This is a genomic window from Streptomyces sp. ISL-66, from assembly GCF_018614135.1.
Classification (GTDB): domain Bacteria; phylum Actinomycetota; class Actinomycetes; order Streptomycetales; family Streptomycetaceae; genus Streptomyces.
The window spans coordinates 59360-73547 of the sequence record NZ_JAGGOW010000031.1 but is presented as its reverse complement, the minus strand read 5'-3'; the positions used below and the strand labels follow the sequence as shown (position 1 = coordinate 73547).

13 protein-coding genes and 1 pseudogene are annotated in these 14188 nt (G+C 69.6%); 8 read left to right on the top strand and 6 right to left on the bottom strand.

From position 1 onward, the window contains the following. Positions 1-193, top strand: a pseudogene (locus tag J7E97_RS06600) (TetR/AcrR family transcriptional regulator); the annotation flags it as partial. Between the two features lie 124 nt (positions 194-317). Then, on the top strand, positions 318-1046 hold the full coding sequence (locus J7E97_RS06595) for a VC0807 family protein (RefSeq protein WP_215023370.1): 729 nt from the start codon (positions 318-320) through the stop codon (positions 1044-1046). A 68-nt stretch (positions 1047-1114) separates the two neighbouring features. On the opposite strand, the gene J7E97_RS06590 is transcribed toward J7E97_RS06595, so the two are convergent. Continuing rightward, positions 1115-2497, bottom strand: a complete 1383-nt coding sequence (locus J7E97_RS06590; protein ID WP_215023368.1) for a glycine--tRNA ligase — start codon at positions 2495-2497, stop codon at positions 1115-1117. Positions 2498-2652: 155 nt separating this feature from the next. Here J7E97_RS06590 and J7E97_RS06585 point away from each other — a divergent pair, with 155 nt between their 5' ends. Genes J7E97_RS06585 through J7E97_RS06570 form a run of 4 tightly spaced genes read left to right on the top strand, consistent with a single transcriptional unit; the run spans position 2653 to position 5823 of the window. Then, positions 2653-3639: a metal ABC transporter substrate-binding protein gene (locus J7E97_RS06585; protein ID WP_215023367.1), complete on the top strand. Its 987-nt coding sequence runs from the start codon at positions 2653-2655 to the stop codon at positions 3637-3639. 32 nt (positions 3640-3671) lie between these two features. Then, on the top strand, positions 3672-4466 hold the full coding sequence (locus J7E97_RS06580) for a metal ABC transporter ATP-binding protein (RefSeq protein WP_215023365.1): 795 nt from the start codon (positions 3672-3674) through the stop codon (positions 4464-4466). Further along, positions 4466-5332, top strand: a complete 867-nt coding sequence (locus tag J7E97_RS06575; protein ID WP_215023363.1) for a metal ABC transporter permease — start codon at positions 4466-4468, stop codon at positions 5330-5332. The genes J7E97_RS06580 and J7E97_RS06575 overlap by 1 nt, the downstream gene beginning before the upstream one ends. Before the next feature lie 59 nt (positions 5333-5391). Beyond that, positions 5392-5823 (top strand): Fur family transcriptional regulator, encoded by a 432-nt coding sequence (locus J7E97_RS06570; RefSeq protein ID WP_215023361.1) that lies wholly within the window; start codon positions 5392-5394, stop codon positions 5821-5823. Positions 5824-6039: 216 nt separating this feature from the next. On the opposite strand, the gene J7E97_RS06565 is transcribed toward J7E97_RS06570, so the two are convergent. The 5 genes from J7E97_RS06565 to leuA form a co-directional block, all read right to left on the bottom strand. Beyond that, the gene (locus tag J7E97_RS06565; protein WP_215023359.1) at positions 6040-6861 is read right to left on the bottom strand and encodes an isoprenyl transferase; all 822 of its coding nucleotides are present in this window, start codon (positions 6859-6861) and stop codon (positions 6040-6042) included. Between the two features lie 11 nt (positions 6862-6872). Further along, on the bottom strand, positions 6873-7619 hold the full coding sequence (recO, locus tag J7E97_RS06560) for a DNA repair protein RecO (RefSeq protein WP_215023357.1): 747 nt from the start codon (positions 7617-7619) through the stop codon (positions 6873-6875). An 85-nt stretch (positions 7620-7704) separates the two neighbouring features. Then, positions 7705-9225 (bottom strand): nucleobase:cation symporter-2 family protein, encoded by a 1521-nt coding sequence (locus J7E97_RS06555; RefSeq protein WP_251053956.1) that lies wholly within the window; start codon positions 9223-9225, stop codon positions 7705-7707. Between the two features lie 548 nt (positions 9226-9773). Further along, positions 9774-10469, bottom strand: coding sequence for a TerB family tellurite resistance protein (locus tag J7E97_RS06550; RefSeq protein ID WP_215023355.1), 696 nt, complete (start codon positions 10467-10469; stop codon positions 9774-9776). 272 nt (positions 10470-10741) lie between these two features. Then, positions 10742-12505, bottom strand: coding sequence for a 2-isopropylmalate synthase (gene leuA, locus J7E97_RS06545; protein ID WP_215023353.1), 1764 nt, complete (start codon positions 12503-12505; stop codon positions 10742-10744). Positions 12506-12851: 346 nt separating this feature from the next. Here leuA and J7E97_RS06540 point away from each other — a divergent pair, with 346 nt between their 5' ends. Together J7E97_RS06540 and J7E97_RS06535 are read left to right on the top strand one after the other, a co-directional pair. Next, positions 12852-13907, top strand: coding sequence for a M4 family metallopeptidase (locus tag J7E97_RS06540; protein WP_215023351.1), 1056 nt, complete (start codon positions 12852-12854; stop codon positions 13905-13907). A gap of 9 nt (positions 13908-13916) precedes the next feature. Next, positions 13917-14186: a protealysin inhibitor emfourin gene (locus J7E97_RS06535; RefSeq protein ID WP_215023349.1), complete on the top strand. Its 270-nt coding sequence runs from the start codon at positions 13917-13919 to the stop codon at positions 14184-14186. Positions 14187-14188 lie beyond the last annotated feature (2 nt).

Genomic DNA, 14188 nt, shown 5'->3' with positions numbered 1-14188 from the left:
GCCCGGACGGCTGCGGCGGGCGGCTGCGGCGGGCGGACGGCTGCGCGGGCCGGACCTCCGGGGCGGACCGGGCGGCTGCGGCGGGCCGGGTGCCGGTTACTCCTGGCAGTACGCGGCGGACCGGGCCTCGCCGAGCATCACCGCCGAGTTCGAGGCGGTCACCGCCCTGGTCATCCGGGGTCTTCGCGCCTGACGCATGGAACCGGCCACTCCGGACGGCTTGATCATCATTTTGGACGCCAGGGCCCTTGCCGGGCACCCACCGCGTTCTTACGTTCCCCTTACCGCACACCATCAGGTCTGTTTCAGGGGGAACTTTGTCCGCTCAGGAAGTACCGGCAGCACAGTCCGGGCCGCCGGCCCGGTCCGGAGCCGCCGCCGCGATCGGCTGGATCCTGACCATCGGCTTCAATGTGGTCGCGCCCATCCTCACGTACAACATGCTCACCGACCGGGGCTGGAGCGAGTTCGCCGCGCTCCTGCTCAGCGGTGCCTGGCCGGTGGTCGACTCCGTCGTCCACCTCGCCTGGCGCCGCAAGGTCGACGAGTTCGCCGTGGTCACTCTCGTCTTCCTGGTGATCACCGCACTCGTCACGCTGATCGGCGCGCACTCGGCCCGCGCCCTGCTCATCAAGGACTCGGGGGTGACGGGACTGTTCGGCGTGCTCTGCATCGCCACCCTGTTCGCTCCCCGGCCGCTGATGTTCTACTTCGGCCGGAAGTTCGGCACGGACGGGACCACGGAGGGCGTGGCGTACTTCAACGGCCTGTGGCAGTACCCCGGCTTTCGCAGCGCGATGCGACGGATGACCACCGTCTGGGGCATCGCCTACCTCGCCGAGGCCTGCCTGCGCGTCGCGCTGGCGTTCCTGCTGAGCGTCGACACGATGGTCGTGCTCAGCCCGGTCCTCATCTACGGGGTCCTGGTCTCGCTGATCTTCTGGACCATCCGGTTCTCCAAGCGGACCCAGGCCGAGGGCGAAGCCAGGGCCGCGGCCCTGGCGTCCGCCACCGCCGCCACCGCCGGCAGCGCCGCGCCCGCCTGAGCGGCTCCGGAGACGGCTGTGGCCCGGTGCGCGATGCGCACCGGGCCACAGCCGTCTGTCACAGGGGCCTAGCAGCCGAGCAGGCGGCTGCCGAGGTAGCTCTGGATCTGGTCCAGGGAGACGCGCTCCTGCTTCATGGTGTCGCGCTCGCGCACGGTCACCGCGTTGTCGTCGAGGGTGTCGAAGTCGACGGTGACGCAGAACGGCGTGCCGATCTCGTCCTGACGGCGGTAGCGGCGGCCGATGGCGCCCGCGTCGTCGAACTCGATGTTCCAGAACTTGCGCAGGTCGGCGGCGAGGCCCTTGGCCTTCGGCGACAGCTGCGCGTTGCGGGACAGCGGCAGGACGGCGACCTTGACCGGGGCCAGGCGCGGGTCGAGGCGCATCACGGTGCGCTTCTCCATGACGCCCTTGGCGTTCGGGGCCTCGTCCTCGTTGTACGCGTCGAGCATGAAGGCGAGCATGGCCCGGTTGACGCCGGCCGCCGGCTCGATGACGTACGGGGTGTAGCGCTCCTTGGACTCCTGGTCGAAGAAGACGAGGTCCTGGCCGGAGGCGGCGGAGTGCGCCTTGAGGTCGAAGTCGGTGCGGTTGGCCACGCCTTCGAGCTCGGAGAACTCATTGCCACCGAAGTTGAAGCGGTACTCGATGTCGGCGGTGCGCTTCGAGTAGTGGGACAGCTTCTCCTTCGGGTGGTCGTACCAGCGGATGTTCTCCTCGCGGATGCCGAGGTCGCGGTACCAGTTCCACCGCTCCTGCATCCAGTACTCCTGCCACTGCTCGTCCTCGCCCGGCTTGACGAAGAACTCCATCTCCATCTGCTCGAACTCGCGGGTACGGAAGATGAAGTTGCCGGGGGTGATCTCGTTGCGGAAGGACTTGCCCACCTGCGCGATGCCGAACGGGGGCTTCTTGCGCGAGGCGGTCATCACGTGGGCGAAGTTGGTGAAGATGCCCTGGGCCGTCTCGGGGCGCAGGTACGCCTTGGAGCCGGTGTCCTGGGTGGGGCCGAGGTGGGTCTCCAGCATGCCGGAGAACTGCTTGGGCTCGGTGAACTGGCCCTTCACGCCGCAGTTGGGGCAGTTGATGTCGGCCAGACCGTTGGCGGGCACACGGCCGTGCTTGGCCTCGTACGCCTCTTCCAGGTGGTCGGCGCGGTGGCGCTTGTGACAGGAGGTGCACTCGGTGAGCGGGTCCGAGAAGGTCCCGACGTGACCGGAGGCCACCCAGACCTCGGGGGCCAGGATCACGGAGGAGTCGAGGCCGACGATGTCCTCACGTCCGGTGACCATCGCCTTCCACCACTGGCGCTTGATGTTCTCCTTGAGCTCGACACCGAGCGGGCCGTAGTCCCAGGCGGCCTTGGAGCCGCCGTAGATCTCACTGCACGGGAAAACGAAGCCACGGCGCTTGCTCAGGCTGACGATGGTTTCGATCTTGTCGGCGGCCACGGTGCTCTCTTCATTTACGAGGACGAACGGCGAAGCCTCAAGGTTACCGGCGCCCGCACCCTCCCGTTCAAATCGGGACCCCGCCCACGGCCGCTCCGCACCCTTCTCACCAGCCTTTTTGACAATCGTTTCCATCTTTGATGAAAATGGATGTCATGAACGTACGACGCCTCATACCCACCGCCGCCCTCGCCGGAGCCGTTGCCCTCGCCGCCACGGCCCTCACCGCCTGCTCGGGCGCCGCCGGCCCCACGGGGGGCAAGGACGGCAAGCTCGACGTGATGGCGTCGTTCTACCCGATGCAGTTCCTGGCCGAGCGGATCGGCAAGGACCACGTGAAGGTCGCCACCCTGACCAAGCCCGGGGTGGAACCGCACGACCTGGAGATCACCCCGAAGCAGACCGCGCAGCTCGGCGAGGCCGACGTGGTCCTGTACCTCAGGTCTCTCCAGCCCGCCGTCGACAAGGCCGTCGCCCAGTCCGGCGTGAAGAACGTCGTCGACGCCGCCACCCTCACCAAGCTGGAGGTGCACGGCACCTCCGGCCACGACCACGCGGGCGAGGAAGGCGAGGGCGCGGAGGGCGCCGCCGACGGCCACGACCACAGCCACGGCGAGGCCGGCGAGGACCCGCACGTCTGGCTCGACCCGGTCAAGTACGCGGAGATCGCCAAGGGCGTCGGCGCGGCCCTGGAGAAGTCCGACCCCGACCACGCGGCGGACTACAAGAAGAACACGGACGAGCTGCTCGCCGAACTGGGCAAGCTCGACACGGACTTCAAGGACGGCCTGAAGAACACGGCCTCCAAGACCTTCATCACCACCCACTCCGCCTTCGGCTACCTCGCCGAGCGCTACGGCCTCGACCAGGAGGGCATCTCCGGCGTCGACCCCGAGTCCGAACCGAGCCCCGCCCACATGAAGGAGCTCCAGGGCGTCGCGAAGAAGGACAATGTGACGACGGTGTTCTTCGAGACCCTGGCCAGCGACAAGACGGCCAAGACCCTCGCGACCGACACCGGCCTGAAGACCGACGTCCTGGACCCCCTCGAGGGGCTCACGGACAAGTCCCAGGGCGCCGACTACTTCGAGGTCATGCGGTCCAACCTGAAGAACCTGCAGAAGGCGCTCGGCGACAAGTAATGGCAGCAGTAGCAGCAACGGAGGCGCGAGCCATGGAGTCCGCGAACACCTCGACGGCGGCCGAGCCGCCCGTCATATCCCTGCGCGGGGCCACCGCCTCGCTCGGCTCGCGCCCCGTGCTGCGCGGGATCGACCTCGCCGTCCGCCGCGGCGAGGTCGTCGCGCTGCTCGGCGCCAACGGCTCCGGCAAATCCACGGCCGTGCGCGCCGTGGTGGGCCAGGTCCCGCTGTCCGGCGGCGAGCTGTCGCTGTTCGGTACGGACTTCACCCGCTTCCGCGACTGGTCCCGCATCGGCTACGTCCCGCAGCGCACCACCGCCGCCAGCGGGGTCCCCGCCACCGTCCGCGAGGTCGTCTCCGCCGGCCGGCTCGCGCGCACCCGCTTCGGGTTCCTGCGCAAGGCCGACAAGGCCGCCGTCGAGCGGGCGCTGGACCTGGTCGACATGGGCTCGTACGCCGACGCCTCCGTCAACGCTCTCTCCGGCGGCCAGCACCAGCGGGTGCTCATCGCCCGCGCGCTGGCCGGCGAGCCGGAGCTGCTGATCATGGACGAGCCGATGGCCGGCGTGGACCTGGCCAACCAGGAGGTCCTCGCGAACGCCCTGCGCAGCCAGGTCGTGGCCGGCACCAGCGTCCTGCTCGTCCTGCACGAGCTGGGCCCGCTGGAACCGCTCATCGACCGTGCCGTCGTCCTGCGCGACGGCTGCGTCACGCACGACGGCCCGCCCCCGCAGGCCCTCGGGCAGCACGCACTGCCCGGCCACGACCACGTACACCCCCACGCGGCGCACGACGCCGAGCCCCTGCGGACGGGACTGCTGAGCTGATGGACCTCCTGAACTACGCCTTCATGCAGCGGGCCCTGATCGCGGCCGCCCTGGTCGGCATCACGGCCCCCGCGATCGGCACGTACCTCGTGCAGCGCCGCCAGGCCGTCATGGGCGACGGCATCGGGCACGTGGCCATGACCGGTGTCGCGCTCGGCTTCCTGCTCAACACGAGCCCGGTGTGGATGGCCACGCTCGTCGCCGTCATCGGCGCGGTCGGCATGGAGCTGATCCGCTCCCGCGGCAAGACCAGCGGGGACATCGCGCTCGCCATGCTCTTCTACGGTGGCCTGGCCGGCGGCGTCATGATCATCAACCTGGCTCCGGGCGGCTCCACGGCCAATCTGACCAGCTACCTGTTCGGGTCCATCACCACCGTCTCGGCGGAGGACATCACCGCGGTCGTGGTCCTCGCGCTGTTCGTCATCGCCGTCACCATCGGCCTGCGCCGTCAGCTGTTCGCCGTCTGCCAGGACGAAGAGTTCGCCCGGGTCACCGGCCTGCCGGTGCGCCTGCTGAACCTGCTGATGGCGGTCACCGCCGCCGTCACCGTCACCGTCGCGATGCGCATCGTCGGCCTGCTGCTGGTCAGCGCCATGATGGTGATCCCCGTCGCCGCGGCCCAGCGCGTCACCCGGGGATTCACCGCCACGCTGTCGGTGGCCATGGTGATCGGCGTCCTGGTCTCGCTCTCCGGCACGGCGGCCACGTACTACATCGACGCCCCGTCCGGCGGCACGATCGTGCTGCTCGCCATCGCCGTCTTCATGGTCATGACGGCCGTGTCGACCCCGCTGGCCCGGCGCCGGGCGAAGGCCGCGCGGGCCGCCGAAGAGGTCTGCACGCGGGAGGACGCCAGAGTCTGAAGGCATGGGGCACCCGGCCGCCTGGCACAATGGCCCGAGGCCTAGACGAGGAGGAACCGGTGGCGACTGCGCCTGGCGAGACGAATACCGCGCCAGTACGAGGACGATCCACCCGGCAGCGGGCCGCGGTCGCGGCCGCACTGGACCAGGTGGACGAGTTCCGCAGTGCCCAGGAACTCCACGACATGCTCAAGCATCGCGGCGACTCCGTGGGCCTGACGACCGTCTACCGCACCCTGCAGTCCCTCGCGGACGCCGGTGAGGTGGACGTCCTGCGGACCAGCGACGGCGAGTCCGTCTACCGTCGCTGCTCCACCGGGGACCACCACCACCACCTGGTCTGCCGCAAGTGCGGCAAGGCGGTCGAGGTGGAGGGCCCGGCGGTGGAGAAGTGGGCCGAGACCATCGCGGCCGAGCACGGCTTCGTGAATGTCGCCCACACGGTCGAGATCTTCGGCACCTGCTCCGACTGCGCGGCGGCCGCCGCCTAGAGCTTGCGCAGGTTCCGGTCGAGGATCACCCGCAGCGCGTGGGCGTCGGCCGGGGCCGAGATGCCCCGCTTTTGATGGCCACCGCCGCCTTCCTGCCGAACGACCGGGCCAGCGGCCAGGGCGTCAGCCGGGGGACGAACGGAGAGAGCGCCCACAGCACCACCCCGGAGGCGACGAGGCTGACGGACCGGCTGAGGACAGCCCCGTTCGCCAGGGTCAGCCGGTGGTGCCCTCGCCCTGGTTCGGGACGGCGCCGCCGAAGCGGCGGTCGCGCTGGGCGTACTCGTAGCAGGCCGCCCAGAGGTTGCGGCGGTCGAAGTCGGGCCACAGGACGTCCTGGAACACCATCTCGGCGTACGCGCTCTGCCAGAGCAGGTAGTTGGAGGTGCGCTGCTCGCCGCTCGGCCGCAGGAAGAGGTCCACGTCCGGCATGTCCGGGTAGTACATGTACTTCGCGAAGGTCTTCTCGTTGACCTTCGAGGGGTCGAGCCGACCCGCCGCCACGTCCCGGGCGATCGCCTGCGCCGCGTCCGCGATCTCCGCGCGGCCGCCGTAGTTCACGCAGAAGTACAGGGTCATCGCGTCGTTGTCGACGGTCTGCTCCTGGGCGACCTGGAGCTCCTGGACGACCGACTTCCACATCTTCGGCATGCGGCCGACCCAGCGGATGCGGATGCCCAGTTCGTTCATCTCGTCGCGCCGGCGCCGGATGACGTCGCGGTTGAAGTTCATGAGGAAGCGCACCTCGTCGGGCGAGCGCTTCCAGTTCTCCGTCGAGAAGGCGTACAGGGAGAGGTTCTTGACGCCCATCTCCAGGCAGCCCTTGAGCACGTCGAGCACGACGCCCTCGCCCACCTTGTGGCCCTCGGTGCGCGGCAGGCCGCGCTCCTTGGCCCAGCGGCCGTTGCCGTCCATGACGACCGCGACGTGGTTGGGGACCAACTCGCCGGGGATCTTCGGCGGGCGCTCACCGGACGGGTGCGGCTCGGGAACCTTGTACTCCCGGCGAGAGCGTCCCAGAATCCCGCGTCGTGCCATGTGCCCAGCTCCTATTTCTCGACGTATCGCAGGGAGCGTAGCCCGCGCTCCAGGTGCCAGTGCAAATAGGCCGAGACCAGCCCGCTGCCCTCCCGCACGTGACGCGGCTCGCACGCGTCGGCGTGGCCCCAGTCGCCCGTCAGCAGCGCGCTGAGCAGGGCGATGGCCTCCGACGAGGGTACGACGCTGCCGGGGACGCGGCAGTCGCCGCATATGACCCCGCCCGCGCCGACCGAGAAGTGCCGGTTGGGGCCGTGGAGCCCGCATTTCGCGCAGTCGTCGAAGCTGGGCGCGTAGCCGTTGACGGCGAGGGAGCGCAGCAGGAAGGCGTCGAGGATGAGGTTCGGCGCGTGTTCGCCGCGCGAGAGCGTGCGCAGGGCGCCGACGAGCAGCAGGTACTGCTGTACGGCGGGCTCGCCCTCGTGGTCGGTGAACCGCTCGGCGGTCTCCAGCATCGCGGTGCCGGCGGTGTAGCGGGCGTAGTCGGTGACGATGCCGTTGCCGTACGGGGCGATGATCTGCGTCTGCGTGCAGAGCGGCAGGCTGCGGCCGATCAACTCGCCGCCGCGCGCGAAGAACTGCACGTCGGCATGGGAGAAAGGTTCCAGCCCGGCGCCGAACTTGGACTTCGTGCGCCGGACCCCGCGGGCGACGGCCCGGACCCGGCCGTGGCCGCGGGTCAGGAGCGTGATGATGCGGTCCGCCTCACCCAGCTTCTGGGTGCGCAGCACGATGCCGTCGTCGCGGAACAGACTCATGGCCCCATTGTCCCGTACCCCACCGACAGGGCGGGGCACGGGAGCACCGGGCGCGAGGCCGGCGGGGAAATCCCCCTGGGGAGGGTCAGGCGGTCGGTGTCGGGGCGGCGTGCTCGGCCTCGGCCGGCTGGAGCGGTATGGCCGCCGTGGCCTCACCTTCCGCGTCCGCCGCGGGAGCCTCCGCCGCGGGAGCCTCCACCGAAGGAGCGTCGGTCTCGGGTGCGGTGACCTGGGGGGTGGCGTGCGCGGTGTCCTTGCCCAGGCCGTTGAAGATCAGGTTCAGCACGATCGCGGCCGTGGCGCCGAGCGTCACACCGCTGTTGAGGAGCGAGGAGAGGTCCGCGTCCATGTGGTCCTTGAAGAGCACCGGGACGGTGGCCGGGAGCAGGGCGAGGGCCAGGGAGACGCCCACGACCAGCGCGTTCTTCTCCTCCTTGAGGTCGACCTTGGCCAGCGTCTGGATACCGGCCAGCGCCACCATGGCGAACATCACGGTCGCGGCGCCGCCGAGGACTCCGTGCGGGACGGCCGCGACGATCGCGGCGGCCTTCGGGAGCAGGCCGAGGACGATCATGAAGACACCCGCGGCGACCACGACGAACCGGCTCTTGACCTTGGTCATCCGGACCAGGCCGACGTTCTCGGCGAAGGCCACGTACGGGAAGGAGTTGAGGATGCCGCCCAGCGCGGTCGCGGCGCCGTCGGCACGCAGGGCGCGGGCCACGGTCTCGCTGTCGATCTCCTTGCCGACGATGTCGCCGACGGCGTACGTGTCACCGGTCGTCTCGACCATGGTGATCAGCATGACGATGAGCATCAGCAGGATCGGGAACCAGGCGAACTTGGGGGCGCCGTAGTGGAACGGGGTGGTGATGCCGATCCAGTCCGAGTCGCTCACGTCGCCGAACTTGGCGTCGCCGAGCAGGAAGGCGACGATGGTGCCGCCGACCAGGCCGAGCAGGATGGAGATGCTGGAGAGGAAGGGCTTGCCGAGCTTCATCAGGACGAGGATGAAGAGCATCGTGCCGCCGGCGTAGGCGAAGTGCTTGGGGTCACCGAAGTCGGGGCTGCCGACGCCGCCCGCCGCGTCGTTGAGGCCGACGGGGATCAGCACGATGCCGAGGACGGTGATCACCGTGCCGGTGACGACCGGCGGGAAGAGCCGCATGACCGTACGGAAGGCCTTGGGGGGCAGCCAGGCGAAGGCGAAGGTGGCGATGCCGGCCGTGATGACCGCGCCGTAGACGACGAGCAGGCCCGCCGTCCCGCCGCCCGCTCCGAGGCCGATGGCGATCATCGGCGACACCGCGGTGAAGGTGACGCCCTGGATCAGGGGCAGCCGCGCGCCGATCCGCCCGATGCCCCACGCCTGGATGATCGAGGCGATGCCGCAGGTGAAGAGGTCGGCGTTGATCAGGTAGACCAGCTGCTCGGTGGTGAGCCCGAGGGCTCCACCGACGATGATCGGAACGATCACGGCACCGGCGTAGAAGGCGAGTACGTGCTGGAAGCCGTACAGCGCGAGCTTGGGGAGGGGGAGCACCTCGTCGACCGGGTGCGTGCTCTGCTCTCCGGTGGCGGAAAGCGGTGCGGCGACACGTGCCATCTCTGCCTTGCCCTTCAAATGAGGTAGGTAATCGAGAGGAATCTGGTTATCCCTGGCCGGAGTGGGTCGCTATCCCGTTGATCCGTCAGGGTTGTCAGTGCGTTCACGTGAATCGAAGCCCCGCGGCGTTACCGCCGGCGTCTCGTCGTGTGTCCGGAATTGAACGCCTGTGGGGCCGCTCACAGATATCGTCGACTTCTACAAAGTGTTTACTCGCCAGGGGGCCAGATCTAGAGGTTTCTCCAGTGGCGGAGGCACTCCGAGGTGGGCTATGGCCAATGCTTCACGGAGTGATCGAGCCCCGGTGCGCGAACGCGGCGGACCCACGGCGTGACCTGCGGGTTAACACTTCGCCGCCGTTCAGGCGCGCAAGTGGACGGACGCATCTCCGGCTGTCCACATGGCGGAAGCATGCCGCACGGGCGGAACGCCTCCGCGGCGGATTTTCGGACGCGAGGCCGGATTGTTACCTCGAAATGTGCCGTTTTTGCCTGTGTCGAGCCCCGGGTCGGGCGCCGTGACGGCGCAGGAAGCCGTCAGCGCGGCCGCTACGGCGCCCGGACCGCCGACAGGAGCCGCGCCACCTCGTCCGCGTCGATCCGCAGCGCCGCGCCCACCGTGGCCAGCACCTCGCGCTCCGCGGGGATGTACGGGCCGTCCGCCAGCGCGACGCGCGCGCCCTGCAGCAGGATCGATTCGCGCCCCGGCGCGGCCAGGTGCGGCGCGAGGGGTTCGAGGGCTTCGTGCAGCTCGATCGAGAGCGCGGCCCCGCAGCAGTCGGGGCCGTCGTAGAGGCCGAGCCGCCCCTCGTCCGTGGCCAGCGCGTCCACCAGGGACTCCAGCTGCTCCTCGGTGCAGTCCTGGAACCCGGCGGACCGTACGGCGCCCACGGCGGCCTCCAGGGCGCTGCGCGAGGCCGTACCGCCGGCGGCCAGCACGGCCAGCGTCACCGTGTGCACGGCGTCGCGCAGCAGGGCGGAGAAGCGGGTGGTGGTGAGGTGGTCGAGGATGTCGGTGGAGAAGCGCTCCCGACAGCCCTGGCATTCGACGACGGGACCGGCCTGCCCGCGCGGCAGCAACGGCACCCCGAGGACGGTGAACCGGCGGCGCCCCGTGCGACGGCGGTAATTGCGGTCGCCACCGCAGTCGGGGCAGAAGAACTCCCCGTCCCCCACGGTGCTCCAGGTGGTGCGGATGCCCCAGACCGTCAGCTTCCGGCCGTCCCCACCCCGAACTGGCAGCACGTCGCACCTCCGTAACCTTCCGGCAACATCGCCGGGTTGGCGTGATGTTAGCCACATCAGTGAGGATGCGTCAGCAGTGTGACAGGACAACATCCTCCGGAGCCCCGTACTTGGCCGATCTGCGCCCCCCGCGCACGCCCCCGCCGGAGGCCTGCCGGAGGCTGCCGGAGCGCCCAAGCCGGGGGCCCCGGAAAGGGGCGGAACCCCGCCCCTCCGGGAGGAGGAGCGGGGTTCCGGACCGCGCGTGCGCTAGCCGGTCAGCCGGACGGGGATCAGCGACCCGCGCGGTTGACGGCGGAGATGACGGCCTTCAGGGAGGCGCGCGTGGTGTTGGAGTCGATGCCGATGCCCCACAGGACGCGGCCGTCGATCGCGCACTCGATGTACGAGGCCGCGACGGCGGAGGCGCCCTCGCTCATCGTGTGCTCGGTGTAGTCCAGCAGGCGGGCGTCGACGCCGATGCCGGCCAGCGCGTCGAAGAAGGCCGAGATCGGGCCGTTGCCGCTGCCGTCCAGCACGGTCTCCACGCCGTCCACGACCGCCTCGACGGTCAGCGTGTCGGTGCCGTCCTTGTCGGTGGTGGTCTGGCCGGAGCGCAGCTGGACGCGTCCCCACGGGTTCTCGGGGTTGGGCAGGTACTCGTCCTGGAAGGCGTCCCAGATCGCCTTCGGGGTGACCTCGCCGCCTTCGGAGTCAGTCTTGGCCTGGATGATCCGCGAGAACTCGATCTGCATGCGGCGCGGCAGGTCCAGCTTGTGGTCGTTCTTCAGGACGTACGCGATGCCGCCCTTGCCGGACTGCGAGTTGACCCGGATGACGGCCTCGTAGGAGCGGCCGACGTCCTTCGGGTCGATCGGCAGGTACGGGACGGCCCACTCGATGTCGTCGACGGTCTTGCCCTGGGCGGCCGCGTCGGCCTCCATGGCGTCGAAGCCCTTCTTGATGGCGTCCTGGTGGGAGCCGGAGAAGGCGGTGTAGACCAGGTCGCCCGCGTAGGGGTGGCGCGGGTGGACTTCCATCTGGTTGCAGTACTCGCTGGTGCGACGGATCTCGTCGATCTGCGAGAAGTCGATCTGCGGGTCGATGCCCTGCGAGAACAGGTTCATGCCCAGGGTGATCAGGTCGACGTTGCCGGTGCGCTCGCCCTGGCCGAACAGGCAGCCCTCGACGCGGTCGGCGCCGGCCATCAGGGCCAGCTCGGCGGCGGCGACGGCGGTGCCGCGGTCGTTGTGCGGGTGCACCGAGATGCAGATGTGCGCGCGGCGGGTCAGGTTGCGGGCCATCCACTCGAAGCGGTCCGCGTGCGTGGAGGGGGTCGAGCGCTCCACGGTGGCGGGCAGGTTCAGGATGATCTCGCGGCCCTCGGCCGGCTGCCAGACGTCGCAGACGGCCTCGCAGACCTCCAGGGCGAAGTCCAGCTCGGTGTCGGTGAAGATCTCCGGGCTGTACTGGTAGCCGAAGACCGTCTCCGGGCCCAGCAGCTTGTCCGCGTACTCCATGACCAGGCGGGTGCCGTCCACGGCGATCTGCTTGATCTGCTCCTTCGAGCCGCGGAAGACCACGCGGCGGAAGGTGGGGGCGGTCGCGTTGTACAGGTGTACGGTGGCGCGCTTGGCGCCGACCAGGGACTCCACGGTCCGCTCGATCAGGTCCTCGCGGGCCTGGGTCAGTACGGAGATCGTCACGTCGTCCGGGATCGCGCCCTCTTCGATGATGGAGCGCACGAAGTTGAAGTCGGTCTCGCCGGAGGAGGGGAAGCCGACCTCGATCTCCTTGTAGCCCATGCGCACCAGCAGGTCGAACATCTCGCGCTTGCGGGCGGGGGTCATCGGGTCGATCAGCGACTGGTTGCCGTCACGCAGGTCCGTGGACAGCCAGCGGGGGGCCTTGGTGACGCGGGCCTCGGGCCAGGTGCGGTCCGGGATGTCCACCTGCTCGTACGAGCCGTACTTGTGGATCGGCATCCCGGAGGGCTGCTGGGTGTGGGTCGCGTTGGTGATGGGCGTGGGGCGACCGACAAAAGTGTGCTGACTCATGGCGTAGGGCTCCTCGCGTGTCCGCGTGTAGTTCGCTGGGACGGCCGACAACGGTCGCAAAACCGCAACACCAAACTCCGCGGGGAGGGGGTCGGCCTACGACTACAGACCCTCGCCGCGGCAGCTAAGGAGAAGCAGCCCGATACGCATGATGGGCCGAGCCTAACCGAGCCGCGTCGTACGCGGGGACCTGTTTCAGTATGCAAGACCCACGGGTCCGTTTTGCCCTCTTTGTGAGCTACACCTCATTTTGCCCTCCCTCGGGTTGGCAGCTCCGTCCACACAACCGAATGAATCATGGTCGCTGCTAGTGACACAGAGGTGACGGACTGCCACATTGCCGGGCATGGATGCCTCCCACGCCCACCGCCACCCCGTCTTCTGCACCGTGGTGCCGCCGCACCTCCTGGACAAGATCGCCCGGTCCGAGGACCCCGCCCGCGCGGCCGCCGCCCGGCACACCCTGGAGCTGGACGCCTCGCACCGCGTCCGCCGCCAGCTGTCCGTCCTCCCGCCCGCGGGCGAAACGGTTTCCGAGACGCCCGAGCGCACCGTCTACGACGCCCAGCACCACACCCGGCTGCCCGGCAAGAAGGTCCGCGGCGAAGGCGGGGACGCCACCAAGGACGCCAGCGTCAACCGTGCCTACGCCGGGCTCGGGGCCACCTTCGAGCTTTACCTGAAGGCCTTCGGGCGTCATTCCATCGACGATGCCGGCCTGCCGCTGAACGCCACCGTCCACTACGACCGGCTGTACAACAACGCCTTCTGGGACGGCAGCCAGATGGTCTTCGGCGACGGGGACGGGGACCTCTTCCTCGATTTCACCGTCTCCGTCGACGTCATCGGGCACGAGCTGACCCACGGGGTCACCCAGTACACCGCCAACCTCGCCTATCACGACCAGTCGGGCGCGCTCAACGAGTCCATGTCCGACGTCTTCGGCTCCCTCATCAAGCAGTACTCGCTGTCCCAGACCGCCGAGGAGGCCGACTGGCTGATCGGCGCCGGACTGCTCGGGCCGGACGTCGACAGCGGCATGGCCCTGCGGTCGATGAAGGCACCCGGGACGGCGTACGAGGACGACGAGCTCGGCAAGGACCCGCAGCCCGCGACGATGGACGGCTACGTCCGCACCTCCCGCGACAACGGCGGCGTGCACATCAATTCCGGCATCCCCAACCACGCCTTCTACATCGTGGCGAGCGAGCTCGGCGGCAAGGCGTGGGAGCGGGCGGGACAGATCTGGTTCGACACCCTGACCGGCGGGGAACTGGCCCAGAACGCCGACTTCGCGGACTTCGCCGGGCTGACGGTGGCCGCGGCCGTGGCCCGGTACGGGGAGGGCGGCCCGGAACACCAGGCGCTGCAGAAGGCTTGGTCGACCGTCGGCCTGGGGTAGGAAGGCGGTATGCGGATACGGGTGGTGCGGACGGGCGGCTTCGCCGGGATCGAGCGGCGGGCCGAGGTGGACACCTCGGGCTTTCCCGACGCGGCCGATTGGCAGGCCCTGGCCCACCTGGCCCTGCGGCCCGCTCCGGCGGGCGATCCGGCGGACCGGATCCGGGACGGGTTCTCGTACCGGATCACGGTGGACGGACGGACGGTCTCCTGCGAGGAACCGAACCTGTCGCAGGCGCAGCGGGCACTGATCTCCCGCGTGCTGAAGGAGGGCGCCTGAGC

What these genes read in the sequence shown, in the direction of transcription:
- J7E97_RS06585 (WP_215023367.1), top strand. Translation starts at nt 2,653, where the DNA reads ATGAACGTACGACGCCTCATACCCACCGCCGCCCTCGCCGGAGCCGTT.
- J7E97_RS06580 (WP_215023365.1), top strand. Translation starts at nt 3,672, where the DNA reads ATGGAGTCCGCGAACACCTCGACGGCGGCCGAGCCGCCCGTCATATCC.
- J7E97_RS06575 (WP_215023363.1), top strand. Translation starts at nt 4,466, where the DNA reads ATGGACCTCCTGAACTACGCCTTCATGCAGCGGGCCCTGATCGCGGCC.
- J7E97_RS06565 (WP_215023359.1), bottom strand. Translation starts at nt 6,861, where the DNA reads ATGGCACGACGCGGGATTCTGGGACGCTCTCGCCGGGAGTACAAGGTT.
- recO (WP_215023357.1), bottom strand. Translation starts at nt 7,619, where the DNA reads ATGAGTCTGTTCCGCGACGACGGCATCGTGCTGCGCACCCAGAAGCTG.
- J7E97_RS06555 (WP_251053956.1), bottom strand. Translation starts at nt 9,225, where the DNA reads ATGGCACGTGTCGCCGCACCGCTTTCCGCCACCGGAGAGCAGAGCACG.
- leuA (WP_215023353.1), bottom strand. Translation starts at nt 12,505, where the DNA reads ATGAGTCAGCACACTTTTGTCGGTCGCCCCACGCCCATCACCAACGCG.
- J7E97_RS06540 (WP_215023351.1), top strand. Translation starts at nt 12,852, where the DNA reads ATGGATGCCTCCCACGCCCACCGCCACCCCGTCTTCTGCACCGTGGTG.
- J7E97_RS06535 (WP_215023349.1), top strand. Translation starts at nt 13,917, where the DNA reads ATGCGGATACGGGTGGTGCGGACGGGCGGCTTCGCCGGGATCGAGCGG.